This is a genomic window from Hoyosella subflava DQS3-9A1 (assembly GCF_000214175.1).
Classification (GTDB): domain Bacteria; phylum Actinomycetota; class Actinomycetes; order Mycobacteriales; family Mycobacteriaceae; genus Hoyosella; species Hoyosella subflava.
Genome location: NC_015564.1, coordinates 4,203,086 through 4,221,642, shown reverse-complemented (window position 1 = coordinate 4,221,642; position 18,557 = coordinate 4,203,086). Strand labels below are relative to the sequence as shown.

Genomic DNA, 18,557 nt, shown 5'->3' with positions numbered 1-18,557 from the left:
TCCTCTTTAGACCTTGAGGGCTGGGTGCAGCCTCTTCATCGTCCACTCTTGTTGTCGCCGCGCAGAGATTGCCGCAACCGCGATCGACGCGACGAGCAGCCCCACCAGTACAGCGACGGAAGTCCAGAGTCGGCCGTCTGCGCCGCCGATGATCAGCTGCCGCAGTCCACTGACCGAGTAGCTCATTGGTATGTACGGGTGTATCACCTCGAACAGTCGGCCCGTCGTTTCCGTCGGGTAAAGGCCACCCGCGGATACCAGCTGGATCATCAGGAGTGCCAGAACAGCGACGCGCGCTGTGGACGAGCCAAGCACCACAAACACTGCCTGAGTGAACGCCAGGAAAGAAAGGCCTGTGAGCACGAGGAATCCGAGCATCCCAGGGCCGTTGCTGGGTTCGAGACCGATAAGATAGCGGATCACGGCGTACATCACGACCCCCTGCGCGACGCTGATCACCGCCGCTGGCCAGTACGACGCCAGCACCGTCCGAAGCCCGCCCAGGCCGGCCGCGAGCGCACGAGTCTGAATGGGCCTCATCACCATCCAGATAATGAACCCGCCGATGAACAGTGCGAGCGAGATAAAGAATGGTGCTACGCCGGTACCGAAGTTCGCAGCGGAAGCCAGGTTACGCTGGTCGAGTACCAAAGGCCCACCGATAACCTCTGCGCGCCCGGCCCGCTCCCGCTGGTCCCATTCGGGGATCTGCTGAGCTCCTTGCGCGAGGCCCGTGGCGAGCGCGTTCGCACCATCATCAAGCTGCGCCGTACCGGCACCGAGTTGCCCGACCCCGTCCACCAGCGCGTCGCCGCCTGTGGCGAGCAGCTGAAGACCAGCGCTAAGTTCGCCTGCGCCTGCGTTGAGCTCATTGGCTCCGTCCCTCAACTGGATGATCGCGTCGGTCAGTTCGCCCCCGCCGTCAGCAGCGAGCGCTAGCCCGGTGCGGAAGGGGCTAGTGGGATCTCCGAGCTGGAATGCGAGTTGCGCCGCTCCGTCGCGCAACCTGCGAAGATCGCTCAACTCGTTTGGTCCCAGACCTTCGCGGTCGATCTGTGCCCGCAGGTTCTCGAGCTCCCTAGCGGCGTCGTGCACTGCAGGGTGGGGGACCGCGTACAGGTGGTCCGCCTTGAGTTGGATGAGTCCAGTTATTTCGGCTTGCCGTGCGCCGAGGACATCTAGCTGGTCAACGAGCAGGCTCACTGCCTGACTCAGCTGAATAGCGCCATCTCCGAGTTGCCGCGCGCCATCCTCGAGTTCTCGCAGCCCCCCAGCTAGGGGCAGTACACCCTCAGCGAGCTGATCGACCCCGCTGCTGAGCTGGCCGGTGCCGTCAGCAAGTGCTGACGCTCCTTCGCTCGCGGTTCGCAGGTTCGTCGCGAGGAGGTTCGCGCCATCATCGAGTTCCGCAACGCCAGCACGGAGTTCCCCAGTGCCACCTGCGAGCTGTCGGCCTCCGTCCGCCGCCTCGACTAGGCCGCCCCGCACGGTTTGCAGACCGAACAAGACCTGATCGACTGCCTGAGCACCGATTTGCTCGGAGAGGACGTTGAGGATCCTGGACATCGCTGTTTCTGCGATTGTCGTGCCGATCGCGCTTGTTGCGTCGTTGTAGGTTACGTTGATCACCGCGCGGCGTGGATTCTCACCTGACGGTGATGTCACTGCTTCACTGAAATCTGTGGGGAATTCAACCGCAAAGTAGTATCGTCCGTCTTCCACTCCGGCCTGCGCTTCCGCGAGGGATACGCGTTCCCAGCCGAGATCTCCGCGCCGGACCAGTTCTCGTGTGACTTGCTCACCAACGCGTACGGTCACCCCGTCGACTAGCGCGCCGTAGTCGCTATTGACTATCGCCACAGGCATCCGGTCGACGTTGTCGAGCGGATTCCAGTACGCCCAGAGGTACATCGCCCCGTACAGCAGGGGCAGGAAGATGATCGCGACTAGGGCCAGGCGTGGCAGGCGTTCCCGGCTGAACCTCCGGAGCTCGGAGCCGAATGAGAATGCAGCAACCATGTCAAAGTCTCCGAATAGCCTTAGCGGGCAGCCTGCGGCGTGCGGCGAGTCTCGGTGCCGGGGTCGAGGTGACAGATCGTCTGAGGGTCACCGATGCTGTCCGCCGCCGTAGTGACGACTGCGCATGTTGACGCTATGGCCCTGAGCCGTTCCGTGAAGTAGACCCTGTCTGCGTTGCTTTCAATCTGTTCGAAATCGTCAACGGCGAGCAGGTAGGGGTCTCGAATCAGCGCGAGGGAAACCTGCAATAGCAGACGGTCGAGTTGGCCTAGCTCCCAGATGACCGTGTTTGCGGAGGGGATTGCCCGGTCGCCGAACACCAGTTCGCACACGTCAGCTACGGCAGCGTCCTTCACCTTCCGCACCGGGCGATACCAGGGTGCAGCCCACGTACGGCGCTCCCGGATCGCTTCACCGACGGTCACCGCCTCGTCGAGATCGTCGATTTCGGCGAACCCCGCGATCGCCGTGTACGACCGAATACGGCGTCCCTTCTTCGGATAGGGCAGGCCCAGGATCGTCAGGTCTCCGGTGGCTTGGCGCATGCGGCCAGTGATGGTCAGTAGCAGGGACGTCCGCCCTGAGCCAGGTGGGCCCTGAATGACCGTTAATTCTCCGTCAGGAACATCGAAAGTGCACGGCCCGTAGACTCGCCCCCGCGCACCTTTCAGCTCAATCCCTCGTGCGGACACGACTGGAGGCTCACTTCCGCCCGCATCATCGTGCTGGGAATCGTCCGCGTCAGTCATGTTTGGTGATCTTTCCACGTTGAGCACTGCTCGGCAGCGTAGTCCTCATCCTCGGACTAAGAACGAGCGGGGTGTTGCTGCGCTAGCGCGCAGCAACACCCCGCTCAGTGGAGAGAAAACTCTAGCCGGAAGCGATCAGAACGCTGCCTCGTCGAGTTCCATGATGTCGAGATCGATGTTCGCCAGAACCGTACGGATCGCGTTGATCTCCGGAAGGACGTTCTTGGCGAAGAACGACGCCACGGCAACCTTGCCCTCATAGAAGGCCTTGTCCTTGTCGCTGGCGCCCTTGTCGAGCGCAGCAAGCGCCACTTCCGCCTGGCGGAGCAGCAGCCACCCGATAAGGAGGTCACCGACCGACATGAGCAGCCGGACCGAGCCAAGACCGATCTTGTACAGCTCCTTGGTGTCTTCAGCGGCGCCCATAAGGTGCTCGAAGAAGGTGCCCAGCACCGCCTGAACGTCCTCGAGCGCGGCACCGAGGAATTCCCGCTCGTTCTTCAGGCGGTCGTCACCGTTCGGGTTATCGATGAACTGCTTGATCTCGCCAGCGACATGCGTCAGGGCGACGCCCTTGTCGCGCGCGATTTTCCGGAAGAAGAAGTCGAGCGCCTGGATGGCTGTCGTGCCTTCGTAAAGCGAGTCGATCTTCGCATCACGAATGTACTGCTCGATCGGGTAGTCCTGGAGGAAGCCGGACCCGCCGAGTGTCTGCAGCGACTCGGTGAGGTACTGGTAAGCACGCTCGGAGCCGACACCCTTAACAATCGGGAGCAGCAGATCATTGATGCGGAACGCGAGATCCTTGTCGGCGCCGGAGACGATCTTGGCGGCTTCAAGGTCCTGATGTGCAGCGGTGAAGAGGTAAACAGCGCGAAGGCCCTCGGAATACGCCTTCTGCGTCATCAGGCTGCGGCGAACGTCAGGGTGCCGGGTGATCGGTACGCGCGGGGCCGTCTTGTCGGTCATCTGCGTCATGTCCGCACCCTGCACGCGCTCCTTCGCGTACTCGAGAGCGTTCAGGTAACCGGTTGAGAGGGTCGAGATCGCCTTGGTGCCGACCATCATGCGAGCATGCTCGATCACCTCGAACATCTGGGCAATGCCGTCGTGAACCTCACCGACGAGCCAGCCCACCGCTGGTTTACCGTGCTGGCCGAATGTCAGCTCACACGTCGACGAAGCCTTCAGGCCCATCTTGTGCTCGACGCCGGTCACGAAAACGCCGTTGTGCTCGCCGTATTCGCCGGTCTCCCAGTCAACGTGGTACTTAGGCACGAAGAACAGGCTCAGTCCCTTGGTGCCTGGGCCTGAACCTTCAGGGCGGGCGAGGACGAGGTGCATGATGTTGGGGAAGAGGTCATCGGAGGTCGCGGAGGTGATGAATCGCTTGACGCCCTCGATGTGCCAGGTGCCGTCTTCCTGCTGCACAGCCTTCGTGCGTCCGGCGCCCACGTCGGAACCAGCGTCGGGCTCAGTAAGCACCATGGTGGCGCCCCAGCCGCTCTCGACGACGTGCTCGGCCCACTTCTTCTGCTCTTCGGTGCCGAGGTGGTACAGGACGTTCGCGAACGACGGTCCCGCCTGGTACATGAACGCTGCAGGCTGCGACCCGAGGAGCATCTCAGCGATCGCCCACACAACGGTGCGCGGAGCGGGGATACCGCCGATTTCTTCGGCAAGCCCCATGCGGTACCACTCGCCATCCCAGAGAGCCTTGAAGGACTTCTTGAACGACTCGGGCAGTGTGACCTCGTGGGTTTCGGGGTCGAATACCGGCGGGTTACGGTCTGCGTCGGCGTAGGCCTCAGCAAGAGGACCCTCAGCCAGTCGCGCAACCTCGGTCAGCATGTCACGGACAGTGTCGGTATCGAGGTCACCGAACTCTCCCGACTTGAGGACATCGTCCAGCTGCAGGAACTCGAAAAGGTTGAACTCCAGGTCACGGACGTTGCTCTTGTAGTGGCCCATTCTTAGCTCTCTCCGTTGAGATTGATGCGGTCGCTATACCGGCTTGGCTAGTCATTCTGTAACTACTCGCCAGTAACTTAGCTCAGTTTACGTGGTAGATCCGCTGCTGCCAATACGCCATCTTGCGAAGTGGTTCACAATCAGGTAGCGACTGTGCTTCCCGCAGCGCCCCGATAGGCCCGTCCAGGCTCACGCATGCGGGTAGCTGCGCGAATCGCTCGAACGGTGGGAACGAAGACCACTGCCGCAACCAGTGCCTCAGCGAGGAGGAAGGACCAGCCGACGGCGACAAGGCCGTATTGACCAGCGAAAATGGTCGCCCCGAGCAGCAACGTTGCGGTGCTCAAGAACTGGCTTGCGATCACTTTCCGGTAGTCCCTGCGGAGCTGGGAGAACGCCCCGTAGAACGCTTGCAGCGCAAGAAACGGGATGGCTGCCGCGGCCAGGGCCAATAGGGGCCCACCGTATGTGCGATAGTCCTCACCGATGATGCCCAATCCGGTCGGCGCAATAATCGCGAGAAACATTGTGCTGGCCAAGGTGGCCAGCACCAGGACGAAGCCGAACCGGTAGGTGAGGCCCGCCAGGTCCGTTGCGTAATCACCTGCTGCTGTGACGAACGGGCCAACCGTCGCCGACATGAGAACCGCCAACATCATCACCAATGAAAACGTCACGATGTAGTACCCCGCCTGCTCTCTTCCGAGAGTGACCATCACGATCAGCGGCAGGAGCGCCGGAACCAGGGCTGCTAGCAGGGCTGGAGCGAAAGACTTGCGGAAATCGCGCAACAACTGGCCGCGGCGGATTTGCCGGGGAGCGATCTCGGTCAGTTTTGTCGTGCCGATGCGGGACATGATTGCGACGCTCAAAATGGGTACCAGGATCGTCACCGGCAAAAACCAGGCGAGAACCACACCAATCGTGCCGAACGGCACCACCGCGAAAAGCGGAAGCAGCAGCAGTCGCATCATCGCATGGCTGACGTTTGCCAACGCTCCCCATCGAGCGCGACCCAGTCCCGAAGCGGCAGGGTCGTACAGCATCGAGATCGACAGAATTGCCACCAGGACCGGGAACATGGCGACTTCAGTGGGGCTGCCAAAAAGTAGACTCCGGGGTGCGACGATCACAAACGCAGTGCCCGTCACGAGGCTTGCGGTGAACACCGCGTAGTGACTGCGGAAGAACCAGCGCATCGCCAGCGACCCCGACATTGGCAAGTATTGTGTCGCGAGCGTCCCCATTCCGAAGTTGGATAGTGTGCTTAGGCCGAGCGCAGCACCGATGACGACGCCCGCTGATCCGACATCCGCCGCGCTGTAGAGGAACGCTGCAACCACCCAGAAAATGAGGTTCGACATCGCGCCGAAGACGTTCGACGCGAGGGACACGAGTGAATCCGCAGCGAGGACGCGCCGGGAAGGGAGTGCCCCGGCCGCCACCGAGGACGATGGCTCCCAATCTCCAGACCCAGCGATTTGCACGATTTGAGTCTAGGGGCAGCACTGCGGCTACCGGCTGTAGACGAGTGTTGTGATCGCCTCAGTTTTCGTCGCGTGCCTTCCGGGATATAACCCGTCTATCGTTGTCGGTTCCGTCACGGTCGCGCCAGACATCGAAGCCGTACAGGACAAGAAAACCGATGCACATCGGGATCGCCACCAGCAAGATCAGTGGCTGCCGCACTTCAGGAAAGACGACTGCGATCGCGGTGACAGAACTCAGGAAGACGGCGGAGATGATGACGTAGAGAATTACGTCACCGGTGCGTGGACCTTTAGATGCCATAGATATCGCCTTCACCGGCCATATTTGCGCTTCGTGCGACTCCGGCCCACTAGGACGCCGACCGCAAGCCCGAGTGCGAAGATGATTGAGAGTGCGAGCCACATCGGCCATTCCAGGCTGAGCCACAGCACGCTTATTGAAACGCGGACTGTGTTCTGGAATATCAAGATCAGCGCGAGGACGGCGAGCACTAGCGCCGCGACCCGTTTCGCGGTGAACAGGGAAGTCTTCTCTTTGCCTGGCGCGGTCATTTCCAGTCCTTTCGCGCGGCGTATTAGCCACATCGTATGACGAATCCGCGTCGTCGTGGGCTTCCGGCTGATTATTCAGGTACGTACCGCCGTCGGGAAAGTAGGGGCACCCGTGGGACCTAGGGGCACGAGTGGGCAGTTGTGTAGTCATTCTGGCGCCGAAACTCGCGCATAACCGCCCACTTGCCGGAAACCCGGGGCATGGACTTCGGGCGAATCCCCGCTACCCTCTAACGGTGCTGCTTTCTGACCGCGATATCAGAGCTGAACTCGCCGCTCGCCGCCTCCAAATCGAACCGTACGACGATTCGCTCGTGCAGCCCTCAAGCGTCGATGTGAGACTCGACCGGTACTTTCGGGTTTTCAACAACACCCGGTACACGCACATCGACCCGAAACTGCGGCAGGACGAGTTAACGTCGCTGGTCGAGGCGCCTGATAATGAGCCGTTCGTACTGCACCCCGGTGAGTTCGTTCTCGGTTCGACACTCGAAATCTGTACGTTGCCGCACGATCTTGCCGGTCGGCTTGAAGGGAAATCATCCCTGGGGCGGCTTGGGCTTCTGACCCACTCCACTGCAGGATTCATCGATCCTGGTTTCAACGGCCACATCACGCTTGAGTTGTCCAACGTCGCGAATCTGCCGATCACGCTATGGCCGGGCATGAAGATCGGGCAGCTGTGTTTGATCCGTCTTTCAAGCCCAGCAGAGCATCCGTACGGCAGTGCCAAAACCGGGTCGAAGTATCAGGGGCAGCGCGGCCCCACACCGTCGAAGGCGTACATGAACTTTCAGTAGGTGTCAGCATTTCGGCACATCTACCGCCGCGGCGGCGTCCGTGGCCAGCGGCTGGACAGGGACTCGCGCCCCACCAGGTTCGTGTCGCCTTGAGGACGACGTTAAGAAGCCGGTTCGGACCGTCGAGAATGTAGCGTCGCAGGAGCCGACCCGCTTCTGGGTTAATCGGGGATCCGTGCCCCCTGAACAAACTTCCATAGCGCTCGGTGAACGAAGGTGACCCGCTCGATCTGTTTGACAGCGTCTGGCACTGGCCATTTATAGGTGACCGCTCGCTAGCTGGAACTTGATCATCAGGAACGGGTTGCGCTGAGAAGAGTCCTAAGACCCCACTCTAGATCGGTGATAGGGTATCGGTCCTCTATTCGTCAGTATCCGGGCAAAGAGCCGTGTGATCAGCAGCGGTGTGTGCCATGCACGCGGCGATCGCCGCACCCTAGGCGGTCGAACGCTGCTTTGCCAACGTGCTGCGCTCCCTCATGCCGAGGCTCCCGCCGGCACAACAGGGGAGAGTCCGGAGTTGCGCTCGCACCGTCGTTAGCCCTCGCTCAAAGACCGCGCGTGCGAGTTCCCGAGGTTTGTGTGCGATTGTGACAATTGCTCTTCCGGAGCGACCGGCGCACCCTGGATTTCCGGACTCTCTGCATAGTTTCGGGGCGGGCCCATTCGTTCGAAAAATTGTCGTGCGTTCGAATTAACTTTCTCGCTCTGCCGGGCGTGGCCTTCGCACCACGGCTACCTTTGGTTGCGCCGCCCTATTTTCCCGATTTTGCGAAAGGCCCCCTAGATGCCGTTCTCACGCCCCGCCACGATCGCATTGGCGACTGCCGCAGCTCTCCTTATCCCTACTGCAACCGCTGCTGCCGACACCGTCGAAGCCGACGTCGATATCAGCATCACCGGCTACATCCTCGACGTATCCATCGAGAATGCGCGTGTAACGCCCGGCGGCCAGTACGCGACGGACTGTACAGTAGTCATTGCTGGCGGACCCGGAATCATCTTATCGATCCATTTTCAAGAGGGATCACCCTGGCCCGGGGAAGACGGGGTTCTTGTCCCCCATGGCTTTACCCACCCATTCTCTGAGGGTTCAGGAGGCGGCACGGCGGACCTCGCCCCTGTTTTCAGTGACCTCGCCGAGCTGATCAGCATTCCGCAATCGGCGCTCGAAGGTGATTATTTGTTCACCACATCCTGCAACTCGCTGACGGCGTCAAACACCGTCGACACGCGATCCCTTCGCATCCCGTCCAGTGGAGGTGGCGGAAGCCTCGATTTTGATTTTGTCGGAGGCCTCTTCGGCTCCATCTAAGTCGGTACGCCGAGACTGCCCCGGTAGCCGGGTAGGCGCTGCCGCATGATTCCACATCTGGAGATGCGTTGACGCACTTCCGCTGCATTCCTAACTGACCAGTCCGCGTACTACTTTGGACGCGCGCGCAGGAAGCGCTTCCTGAGGGGCGGAGGCTGCCGTGGCGGCGACAGTCGGTCTCGCGGCAGGCGAAGCGCAACGCTCGGTGGGCGCTGAGAATGGATCTCCTACCACCACCGCTCCGACTGCGGAGGAACTCCAAAGGGTCGTACCTTCACCAGCACCGACGGAGAACCAGACGAGCAGCGTCCCAAAGCCGACAAAGGCACCGGCCGTCCCACCGGCTACGAGCGCGGAGAGCCGTTGCTCATCCTCCAAACGTGGGCCAGCATACGCAAAGCACGCGGCTTCGTAGGTACTTGCGCCCAGCGGGCAGCGCCATCTCCTTCCGTGCGGGTATTAACTTAGTTTCAATAGCTTGCGCACAATAACGGGCAGCTCGATGGAAAATCTGTGCACGCGTGTACCTCGCAAAGAGATTTCTTCGTGTGGCGCACCGAGTATGTCCAAATTTTCCGCGACCCGGTCTTTCCAGGGCTGGGGGTCGCCCCATGTGCCGTAAAATTTAAAAGGAGTGAGCAGGACGGGGTTGAGCCCACCTGCGACAGCGTCCCATAGTGCAGCGCCAACCCCCGGATAGTTTGGGTGCAGATAATCGTCCACCGCGACGATGCCTTGGGGCTTGAGCAGCACCCTGGCAGAGGCAATGTCTTCTTTTGCGTGCTCGTACTGGTGCGATGCGTCGACGTGAACGAACTTGTGGCTGCCGTGACTGGCGTGGTCGGTGATAACTGAGCTGAGACCCTGGATAGTGACTGGCAACTCCGGGTGGAACCTTAAGAAGTTTTCACGAAACTTCTCGATACTGATCTTCGGTGCGAAGATCTTGTTTTCTTCCCGATTATCGTCATCAGAGGCTGGGGCTCCAAAAAGGTCCACGACCGTAAGAACCTCACCCGGTCGCATATAGCTTCCGATGAGGACTGCGCTTTTGCCGAGGTAGACGCCAATCTCAGCGGCATCTCCTCCCCCGCAAAGGTCATCAGCCTCATTAAGGAGAAACTTGAAAATTTTCTGGTCGAGCCGTGAAAACCAGCCCTTAATCTTTTTTAGTTTCTTGGGAGTGATTTCGGTGGCCATGGGCTGCGATGGTATCAGCGACACCCGGGCCATTACCGAGATCGGCGCTCCCGTCGCCGTTAATTTTCCGGACAAACGTGCAATTAGGTGAGATACGAACGCCCTGGCGGACGAAAAGACCTCTACCAGGGCGTTTCTGTGTGAGCCGATCCTGCGGCGTGCGGGTTCGCTACGTGGCTACCCGCTAGGAGGTGGAGGTGCCCTGGAGGTGCTGATGCAACCCCAGGGCGTGCCTGCTATTCGTCGGTTGCGTCGCCTGCGTTGCCGATGCAACTTGCGGTAGCGAAGGGTCCACTGGAGGTCTGCTCTGAAATGACCTGTTCACCCACCCGGATGCGGCAGGTGATCTGCCCACCCGTGTCGTAATCGTTGCTCGCCGAAAGCGAAACAGTCTTGCCGAGACCAGCGATTGTTACGTCGGTCGTCCACGGGAGGGCGACGTTTGTGTCTTGCGCGGTGTTGAAATCGCGGCCCGAGTAGGTGATGGAAGCGCTTTGCGTGTCGCCCTCGACCTCGTAGGTGACAGTGACTTCGCGCTCCGACTCCCTGTCGAGTTCGGTCGCGACCCCACCAATCAGTGCCATGCAGCCGCCGAAAATTAGCACGAAGAACAGGATGATTCCGCCGAGAATCCACGGCCACTTCTTCTTTTTCTTGGGTGGCTGCTGGTAGTACCCCGGTGGTGGCCCGTACTGCCCGCCCTGGGGTGGGTACCCGCCGGACTGCCCGCCTTGCGGAGGGTACGGCTGGCCGCCCTGCGGATACTGCCCCGGATTGGGTTGTCCGGGATTCGGTTGCTGGGGTGGGGGCTGATCTGGCACTGGCGATGGCCCTTTCGTTCACGGAAATGACGCGAGTATGACATTGGCGTTCGTACGCTTACGACAAATCGCCACGAGTGATCGATTTATTACAGGGCCGTGCCAGAGACGTCGTGATGCAGGCAGGTTTACCGCAGCGGGGTAGATCTATTTCTGCACTTTGCCCGTCTCGAACCAGCCCACCAGTGTCACCGCGAGTATTACAGCGGCTTCGGCCTCGTCTTACGTTACGTTCGGCACAGCTATGGCGGACGACCCGCCATGTCGGTCGTGCTGCCCGGTCCACAGCTCGTCTACACGCCGTGCGGGAGGTGCTGTGGAGGTGCCAGCCGTGTCCCCAAAGCATGAACCCCAGCCCAGAAACACGCTCTGAGCTGGGGTTTTGCATACGAGCCGATGACGGGAATCGAACCCGCGTATTCAGCTTGGGAAGCTGATGTTCTGCCATTGAACTACATCGGCGCGCGGCCTAAGTGGCTGCGGCTGCCGAGTCTAGCAAGCTTTCCGCAGCCATGTGTAGGCGGCACGCTGGTGGTTCAGCCGGGTGACTCTTCGTCGTCGGGAGTGGGTATCGAGCAGACCGTGACGGATGCTCCGGTCGGGTCACTGAAGCGCGCAATTCGACCGTATTCGGTGTCGAATGGTTCCTGGAGGATTTCCCCGCCAAGTTCTGCTGCTTGCTGAAGGGTCTGGTCCGTGTCGGGTGTTCCGAGATACGAATGCCAGTGCGACGGAACCCCCTCGGGAAGCGTGTCAGATGCGTCGAAGAGTCCGCAAACCTGCTCCCCGTTCACCACGACCGTCTCGTAGCGGAAATTCCCATCCTCATTGTTGAGTGGTTCGTATTGCCAGCCGAAGACGGTGGCGTAGAAGGTGCGGACCGTGTCGAAGTCACGGGTGTTGAGTTCGAACCACACGGGGGCACCGGGTTCTGCGATCACACCGAAGCCGTCCTGCTGGTCAGCCTCCCACACGCCCAGTGTCGCGCCGTCGGGGTCAGCGATGATCGCAAAGCGGCCTTCTGGCCCCACGGTCGTGGGCTCCACAAGAACCTTCCCGCCTGCTTGTTTTGCCGCGGCAGCAGCGGTCTCGGCACTTTCGACCGCTATATACAGGACCCATGTATCGGGAAAGCCCGAGTCGGCGGTGTTGGCGCCCATACCCGCGACGGGTTGTCCATTGAGGTAGAACATGACGTAGTCTTCGCTGCCCTCGCCGGATCGTTCCGAACTCCACCCGAAAAGGCCGGTATAGAAGGGCGTCACGAGGTCTGGCTCAGAACTCATGAGGTCGATCCAGCATGGCGTGCCGAGTTCGGAAGAATCTCGGTGCGGCATATTCGCTCCTTCGAGTTCAGAGTGACGTGGCTCACGTCGAAGCCTACGCCTTGAATGTGTACCCGATCTAGGAGTGCCCAAACGGTGCGGTGTTCCGTGATCTGATTCACGACAAGTGATCGGATGAACTTCAGAATGAGGATGCCTTCCGTTCACGCAGCGCCCATATTGTCCAGTCATGTCGATTCGGATGGCTGTTTTCGGAACGGGCTACCTCGGTGCGACTCATGCCGCGTGCATGGCGGAACTGGGCCACGAAGTGCTTGGTGTCGATGTTGATGCTGAGAAAATCGAACGTTTGCGTTCTGGTGACGTGCCGTTTTATGAGCCGGGACTCCCCGAAATCTTGCGGCGAAACATTGACAATGGCCGCCTCTCGTTCACAACGTCGTACGAGGAAGCCGCCGAGTTCGCCGATGTTCACTTTCTCGGCGTTGGCACGCCACAGCGGCGCGGTGACTACGGCGCGGATCTGAAGTACGTCCATGCGGTGATCGACACTCTCGCGCCGTTACTGCGAAGGCCAGCCCTGATCGCCGGTAAGTCGACGGTGCCCGTCGGGACCGCATCGGACCTCGCTGAACGTTTACGACAGCGAGCGCCCGCCGGGGATGACGTTGAACTGGCGTGGAATCCCGAATTCTTGCGCGAAGGCTATGCGGTCAAGGACACGCTCGAGCCTGACCGGATCGTCGTCGGGGTCAAACCAGGTGGGCAGGCCGAGGCGCTGCTCCGAGACGTCTACGCGACTGCACTGCACGCCGGTACGCCGTACCTCGTGATGGATTATGCGACCGCTGAACTCGTGAAGGTCAGTGCGAATGCCTTCTTAGCGACGAAAATTTCGTTTATCAATGCGATGGCCGAGGTCTGCGAAGCAGTCGGTGGTGATGTCACATTGCTCGCTGACGCGATTGGATTCGACGACCGGATCGGCCGCAAATTTCTCAACGCCGGTCTTGGCTTCGGCGGAGGGTGCCTCCCTAAAGACATACGCGCGTTCATGGCGCGCGCTGGGGAGTTGGGTGCCGATCAGGCGCTGACATTCTTGCGCGAGGTCGACAGCATCAATATGCGGCGTCGCACACGAATGGTTGAACTCGCCACCGCGGCTAGTGGCGGCTCACTGCTGGGGAAAAACGTAGCGGTACTCGGAGCGGCGTTCAAACCGCAATCTGACGATGTGCGTGATTCACCGGCGCTGAATGTCTCCGGCCAGATGCAGCTCAAAGGTGCGAACGTCAGCGTCTATGACCCCAAGGCGATGGATAATGCCCGCAAGATCTTTCCGACGCTGGACTACGCCGAATCGATCACTGATGCCTGCGAAAAGGCCGACATCGTGCTGGTTCTCACGGAATGGCAGGAGTTCCGCGACCTCGACCCGGCAGCTCTCGAGGGTGTCGTGAGGAAGAAGGTCGTGGCTGACGGACGCAACTGCCTGAATGCGCCGAAGTGGGCCGAAGCAGGCTGGACCTACCGCGCATTAGGGCGTGCCGCCGCATAACTCCTGTGCCTAGTGTTGCGATTTGACTGCGAACGGGAACGTTTTCGCATCTGAAGGGATTTGTCCCCGCACACTAACTCCCATGTGACTCGAGCAAGTTGCTAGCTCGCAGGGGAAGGGACAGTAAGTGGGAACGGTTCTGGGGATCGCAGTGGATGCGCGGCATTTACGCTCCGCGCTGCGCTACCCGGACGGTTCATGCGACGAGCAGACCGTCCCCGTCGGTAGCGAAGGTATAGGGAATGCGGTGGCGACCGCTGTCTCGCTGATGCAGGAATGGGCGGGGCCGATTCGGTCCGTGGTGGTCGCCAGCCCGAACCTCGAGCCGATCCAGTCGATCGAGGGTGCGCTTGGGTCGAACGAGGGTCGTGCGCTGCAGTTTGTCGATCTCGCGGCCGCGCAGTGGGCTTACCTGCTGGAGATTGGTGTCTTCATCGCACGCGGGGACGTCATCCTTTACAGTCTCGGCGACAACTCTGCGACCGTGAGCATCGTCGACCCGGAGTCTGGAGAGACCGTCGCGCGGGACTACCACCCGTACATGGGTCAGCGAGCTATTGATGTCGCGATTCAGCAAGTGAGCGGTTCCCGGCATCGCGTCGACGAGATGAGGAAGCTGCTCGCGGACCGCGCGACCGCCAATGTGGGTGGCGTCACAGTGCACCGCACCGATGTGACCGCTCGACTTGCAAGCCTCGCCGAGCAGTCCTTTCAGGCGGCGCTTCAGCTAGCCGAGGATGCGCAGCGCGACGTGAAGTCGATCTACTTGATCGGCTCGTCGGCCGTCCTCCTCGCGCCCATTGCGCGGAACTACCGTAGCGTTCCCATCATCGTCCCGGAAGATCCCGGCGCTGTTGCCGCAATCGGAGCGGCCAGCCTGGTTACCGCGGCGCGCGCTGCAGAACAGACTGGCACGACTCCGGCGACCGGTGTTGCGGTGGTGAAAGCTGCGCGAGTCAGCGGACAGCGGCGGCCAGCTGGCGTGTACCGCAGATCACCTAACTCGAGAAAGCTCATCGCAGGAGCGGCGGTCATCGCGCTCTTCGCAGGCGTCGGGCTTGGGGTCCACCTTGCCGCAACGTCGGCGAACGACTTTGAACGTCTGACGGCGCCGGTTGAAACTCCCGAGCCTGCAGAGAGCACAGGAGCGAGTTCCGGCGACTCGGCTGACTCCGCACGCAACCACGTCGACCGTGCGGAACCAGAACCGGTACCGGAGGAACCTCCGCCACCACCCGCACCCCTCCCTGATCCTCCCGCTCCGCCGCCGCCCCAGCCGGTCGAGCCGCCAGTTGAACCGGTGGCTCCGCCCGCTCCACCTGCGCCTCCTGCAGAACCGCTGCCAGCAGAGGTGGTCGAGCCGCCGGAGAATGTGCCCGGACGCGAGGAAGCGGCACAGCCCGTTGCGCCGGAGGACGAAGGCTCCCAAGCGGAGGGCCCGGATGGCGAAGCGAGTGATCCCGAAGACGAGTCGAATGGCGAAGATCAGCCGGACAGCGTTGACGAAGACGTGGTGACCGAGGTCCCGCTAGGATTCTGAACACAGCAGCGCGCGTACTATCCTTAGCATCGCGGGAGCCCGTTCTGAGGGCCCGTGAGGATGTCCGCCTGTCAGTGTCGCGGGACGGCTGGGTCTGTGAGAGGTCTGTACCAATACGGCGTGTCCCCGCGATTAGACATTAGTGCTGCAGGGAATCATTGTCCGCGGCGCTGCTGATGGCGTTTCTTCTTCAGAGCGGGGGCATGGTGGCGGCGACACTCGGTATCGCGCTGGGCGAGGCCAATGTGCGCTGGGCTCTGCGCACTTCAGACGGTGGAGTCGAGTACGGGTCCTTACCCGCGGCCGGGCTCTCGAATGAGCAGGTGCGGCAGTTCATTGCAGGCATCGAACGCCAGCACCGGTTGGCTCTGGCGGACGAGGGTCGGTTGCGGATCGCTGAGCCCGCCCCACACGGTCTGCTCAGCGAACTAGAGTCGGCCGGATACCGGCCGATGCTTCTACCGGGAGGCTCCGCGGCATGGGCCGGTCTAGCTGCTTCGGTTGATCTCCCACCGGAGGGGTACATCCTTGTTTGCGACATCGGTGCTGCTGCGATTTCGTACTCCTTCGTCGATGCCGCTAGTGGAGACGTAGTCAATCGCGTCGTCGACCGGGCGGCGGGCGGAGACGCGTTTGATGAGGCGATCGCCGCCCATATTCGCGATACATCCTTCGGTGTGACGCGAGATATGCACAGCCAGGCCGTGGAGATAGCGAGGGAGCTCAAGGATTCGCTGTCGCGCGGCAGTCCCGCTTCGGCAATTATTGCGGAGCAGCCCATCTCCCTCACCGCTGAGCGCCTCGCAGAGATTTTGACGCCAATCATCGCGGCATCGTTTGCGGGAGCTGCCCGTACAGTCGCCGAGTCGGACGTGGCTGTTGCAGCTGTCGCAGTCGTAGGCGCAGGCGCTCAACTTCCTTTTGTGACAGGTCTGGCTGGCGAGTGGTTCCGCGTCCCCGTCTTCCGGCCGACCGACCCTGCATACGCGGTAGTTCTGGGGCTGCTGTCTGAGACACCCTTCGGTGGTACTGCAGTGGGTGCAAGACACCGCCGATTTCCGGCGTGGACGGTAGCGCTGGCCGTCGGTGTTTCCCTCACTGCTGCCGTGGGTCTAGGGCTTGTACTTGCTTCCGAGGTCAACTCCCAATGGGACAGCATCATCCGTGACCGTCAAGGTGCGGTGACCGTGCCGCAGCGAGATCCGTACCCATCGCAATCAGATGTGAACCGGACCCCGCGCACGGAATGGATGGCACCGATCCCTACCCTTGCTCCCACCAGGACCTCGGATACTGTCGGCACCACGCCGCCACATTCGCCAACGACGACATCCGCGTTGTCCACGGCCGAGCCATCAGTCACGAGCGCAGAGCCCACCTCGCCGCAATCCACGCCCCCTGATTCCACCGCGCCGACGGCTGTCGCGCCAGACCCGACCCGCACCCGAGAACCCACAACTGTGGTACCAACGACCCGCCCGCCGGCCGCAGATACGCCTCCGGTGACCGCGCCCCTCGTGCCAGATCCGACCTCTATCGGATCCCCGTCCCCACCTGACGCCGAGCCAGATCCGGATCCGGATCCCCCGAGTGGCGCTGCCGCCGACGAGCCAAACTCCGTCGAGGACTACTGAGAGTAGTTGGCGAGGAAGTTCCCGATCCGCTCGATCGCTGTCGTCAGGTCCCGTGAGTAGGGGAGGGTGACGATCCGGAAGTGGTCAGGTTCCGGCCAGTTGAAACCGGTTCCCTGCACGACGAGGATTTTTTCGTGAAGCAGGAGGTCTTGCACGAATTGCTCGTCATTGTGAATCTCGTAGACCTCCGGGTCAATCCGCGGAAAACAGTAGAGTGCACCTCTCGGTTTTACGCAGCTGACCCCCGGGATCGAGTTCAACCGCTCCCACGCAATGTCGCGCTGTTCCAGGAGCCGACCGCCCGGAAGGACGAGTTCGTCGATACTCTGATGGCCACCCAGTGCGACCTGAATCGCATGCTGTGCAGGGACATTCGGGCAGAGCCGCATGGACGCAAGTAGGTTGATGCCTTCCAGGAAGCTTTGCGCATGATCCTTCGGTCCTGTGATCACAAGCCAACCAGACCGGTAGCCCGCGACCCGGTACGCCTTGGACAGACCGTTGAAGGTCAGCGTGAGTAGGTCAGGTGCGAGCGTGGCCAGTGAAACATGTTTCGCGTCGTCGTAGAGGATTTTGTCGTAAATCTCGTCGGCGAGGAGCAGGAGCCGGTGCTTTCGCGCGAGGTCGACGATCTGTCCGAGGACGTGGTCAGAATAAACCGCCCCGGTCGGGTTGTTCGGGTTGATGACCACGATCGCCTTGGTCTTCTTGGTGATCTTGGCTTCAATATCGGCGACGTCAGGGTTCCAGTCGTCCTCTTCGGAGCACAGGTAGTGAACTGGTGTGCCTCCGGCGAGGCTCGTTGCCGCTGTCCACAACGGGTAGTCAGGAGCCGGGATGAGCACTTCGTCACCGTTGTCGAGCAGCGACTGCATCACCATGACGATCAGTTCGGACACGCCATTGCCGAGGAAGACATCGTCGACGTCGAACTCGGGGAAGCCAGGTATCAGCTCGTACCTTGTGACGATCGCCCGGCGCGCGGAGAGGATCCCCTTCGAGTCGGAGTATCCCTGCGCATACGGCAGCGCGGCGATCATGTCGCGCATGATGACGTCAGGTGCCTCGAAACCGAACGGTGCAGGATTGCCAATGTTGAGCTTGAGAATCCGGTGCCCCTCCGCCTCGAGACGCGCCGCGTGCTCATGTACGGGACCGCGGATCTCGTAGAGCACATCCTGGAGCTTGCTGGACTGCTGCAAGACTCGTGGATGGTAGTGGTGCAGGTGCAGTGGATCGTTTCGGCTCACGTGCCTATCGTGCCACCGTTGTCGAACGAATTTGTGCGGCGGGGCGGGATTGTGACGCACCCAGCGGGTAGTTTTGCCGCTTATTCAATCGTTCACCACATTTTCGGGGCGTCCGCACGGGCCCTGGCTGTGGTGTGGAGCCCGCTGGTGATGTGAGACCGTCACCGATCCGCAGCGGGGTGTCGCGACGGGCACAATACGGCCTGTGGACAACTCCTGAACACGGCGCTACCACTGCATTCCTGTGGATAACTCGCACCGAGCGCCGGATTTGTGGCTATTAGTGGGATGCGTGACTTACGAACGGATCACCAAGCACAGACGGCTCCTCGTCAACCGAATTAACCCGTCACGACGCAAGCGCAATTGCCG

15 protein-coding genes and 1 tRNA gene are annotated in these 18,557 nt (G+C 61.2%); 5 read left to right on the top strand and 11 right to left on the bottom strand.

Annotated features, from left to right (window positions below):
* Positions 1 to 6 precede the first annotated feature (6 nt).
* The 6 genes from AS9A_RS19650 to AS9A_RS19625 form a co-directional block, all read right to left on the bottom strand.
* Positions 7 to 2,019, bottom strand: a complete 2,013-nt coding sequence (locus AS9A_RS19650; RefSeq protein WP_013808891.1) for a YhgE/Pip domain-containing protein — start codon at positions 2,017 to 2,019, stop codon at positions 7 to 9.
* Between the two features lie 20 nt (positions 2,020 to 2,039).
* Entirely contained in the window at positions 2,040 to 2,768 is a 729-nt protein-coding gene (locus tag AS9A_RS19645; protein WP_049793798.1) for an ATP-binding cassette domain-containing protein, read from the bottom strand.
* Positions 2,769 to 2,903: 135 nt separating this feature from the next.
* A complete protein-coding gene (locus AS9A_RS19640; RefSeq protein ID WP_013808889.1) occupies positions 2,904 to 4,739 on the bottom strand; it encodes an acyl-CoA dehydrogenase in 1,836 nt (611 codons plus the stop codon).
* Between the two features lie 140 nt (positions 4,740 to 4,879).
* On the bottom strand, positions 4,880 to 6,226 hold the full coding sequence (locus tag AS9A_RS19635) for a lipopolysaccharide biosynthesis protein (protein ID WP_148262515.1): 1,347 nt from the start codon (positions 6,224 to 6,226) through the stop codon (positions 4,880 to 4,882).
* Between the two features lie 58 nt (positions 6,227 to 6,284).
* Positions 6,285 to 6,530, bottom strand: a complete 246-nt coding sequence (locus AS9A_RS19630) for a hypothetical protein (protein WP_013808887.1) — start codon at positions 6,528 to 6,530, stop codon at positions 6,285 to 6,287.
* A gap of 11 nt (positions 6,531 to 6,541) precedes the next feature.
* On the bottom strand, positions 6,542 to 6,781 hold the full coding sequence (locus tag AS9A_RS19625; protein WP_013808886.1) for a LapA family protein: 240 nt from the start codon (positions 6,779 to 6,781) through the stop codon (positions 6,542 to 6,544).
* Positions 6,782 to 7,017: 236 nt separating this feature from the next.
* On the opposite strand from AS9A_RS19625, the gene dcd reads away from it, so the two are divergent.
* Together dcd and AS9A_RS19615 are read left to right on the top strand one after the other, a co-directional pair.
* Complete coding sequence (gene dcd, locus AS9A_RS19620; RefSeq protein ID WP_013808885.1) at positions 7,018 to 7,581, top strand: dCTP deaminase; 564 nt, start codon at positions 7,018 to 7,020, stop codon at positions 7,579 to 7,581.
* A gap of 787 nt (positions 7,582 to 8,368) precedes the next feature.
* Entirely contained in the window at positions 8,369 to 8,896 is a 528-nt protein-coding gene (locus AS9A_RS19615) for a hypothetical protein (RefSeq protein WP_013808884.1), read from the top strand.
* Positions 8,897 to 9,355: 459 nt separating this feature from the next.
* On the opposite strand, the gene AS9A_RS19610 is transcribed toward AS9A_RS19615, so the two are convergent.
* The 4 genes from AS9A_RS19610 to AS9A_RS19595 all read right to left on the bottom strand — a co-directional run bounded on the left by AS9A_RS19610 (position 9,356) and on the right by AS9A_RS19595 (position 12,254).
* On the bottom strand, positions 9,356 to 10,096 hold the full coding sequence (locus AS9A_RS19610; RefSeq protein WP_041452261.1) for a class I SAM-dependent methyltransferase: 741 nt from the start codon (positions 10,094 to 10,096) through the stop codon (positions 9,356 to 9,358).
* 236 nt (positions 10,097 to 10,332) lie between these two features.
* Positions 10,333 to 10,917 (bottom strand): MmpS family transport accessory protein, encoded by a 585-nt coding sequence (locus AS9A_RS19605; RefSeq protein ID WP_013808882.1) that lies wholly within the window; start codon positions 10,915 to 10,917, stop codon positions 10,333 to 10,335.
* 391 nt (positions 10,918 to 11,308) lie between these two features.
* Positions 11,309 to 11,379 (bottom strand) — tRNA-Gly (locus AS9A_RS19600).
* Between the two features lie 74 nt (positions 11,380 to 11,453).
* Positions 11,454 to 12,254 carry a VOC family protein gene (locus AS9A_RS19595; protein WP_013808881.1) on the bottom strand — a complete coding sequence of 267 codons (801 nt, stop codon included), beginning with the start codon at positions 12,252 to 12,254 and terminating at the stop codon, positions 11,454 to 11,456.
* A 178-nt stretch (positions 12,255 to 12,432) separates the two neighbouring features.
* Between AS9A_RS19595 and AS9A_RS19590 the strand changes: the two genes are divergently transcribed.
* The 3 genes from AS9A_RS19590 (at position 12,433) to AS9A_RS19580 (ending at position 16,935) form a co-directional block, all read left to right on the top strand.
* Positions 12,433 to 13,761: a UDP-glucose dehydrogenase family protein gene (locus AS9A_RS19590; protein WP_013808880.1), complete on the top strand. Its 1,329-nt coding sequence runs from the start codon at positions 12,433 to 12,435 to the stop codon at positions 13,759 to 13,761.
* Positions 13,762 to 13,888: 127 nt separating this feature from the next.
* Positions 13,889 to 15,301 (top strand): hypothetical protein, encoded by a 1,413-nt coding sequence (locus tag AS9A_RS19585; RefSeq protein WP_013808879.1) that lies wholly within the window; start codon positions 13,889 to 13,891, stop codon positions 15,299 to 15,301.
* Between the two features lie 176 nt (positions 15,302 to 15,477).
* Positions 15,478 to 16,935, top strand: coding sequence for an Hsp70 family protein (locus tag AS9A_RS19580; RefSeq protein WP_041451237.1), 1,458 nt, complete (start codon positions 15,478 to 15,480; stop codon positions 16,933 to 16,935).
* Here AS9A_RS19580 and AS9A_RS19575 read toward each other — a convergent pair.
* Positions 16,929 to 18,185, bottom strand: a complete 1,257-nt coding sequence (locus tag AS9A_RS19575; protein WP_013808877.1) for a pyridoxal phosphate-dependent aminotransferase — start codon at positions 18,183 to 18,185, stop codon at positions 16,929 to 16,931. The genes AS9A_RS19580 and AS9A_RS19575 overlap by 7 nt on opposite strands.
* Between the last annotated feature and the right edge of the window lie 372 nt (positions 18,186 to 18,557).

Coding starts and splice junctions, on each gene's coding strand:
- AS9A_RS19650 (WP_013808891.1), bottom strand. CDS start 2,019: ATGGTTGCTGCATTCTCATTCGGCTCCGAGCTCCGGAGGTTCAGCCGG.
- AS9A_RS19645 (WP_049793798.1), bottom strand. CDS start 2,768: ATGACTGACGCGGACGATTCCCAGCACGATGATGCGGGCGGAAGTGAG.
- AS9A_RS19640 (WP_013808889.1), bottom strand. CDS start 4,739: ATGGGCCACTACAAGAGCAACGTCCGTGACCTGGAGTTCAACCTTTTC.
- AS9A_RS19630 (WP_013808887.1), bottom strand. CDS start 6,530: ATGGCATCTAAAGGTCCACGCACCGGTGACGTAATTCTCTACGTCATC.
- AS9A_RS19625 (WP_013808886.1), bottom strand. CDS start 6,781: ATGACCGCGCCAGGCAAAGAGAAGACTTCCCTGTTCACCGCGAAACGG.
- AS9A_RS19615 (WP_013808884.1), top strand. CDS start 8,369: ATGCCGTTCTCACGCCCCGCCACGATCGCATTGGCGACTGCCGCAGCT.
- AS9A_RS19610 (WP_041452261.1), bottom strand. CDS start 10,096: ATGGCCACCGAAATCACTCCCAAGAAACTAAAAAAGATTAAGGGCTGG.
- AS9A_RS19595 (WP_013808881.1), bottom strand. CDS start 12,254: ATGCCGCACCGAGATTCTTCCGAACTCGGCACGCCATGCTGGATCGAC.
- AS9A_RS19590 (WP_013808880.1), top strand. CDS start 12,433: ATGTCGATTCGGATGGCTGTTTTCGGAACGGGCTACCTCGGTGCGACT.
- AS9A_RS19580 (WP_041451237.1), top strand. CDS start 15,478: ATGGCGTTTCTTCTTCAGAGCGGGGGCATGGTGGCGGCGACACTCGGT.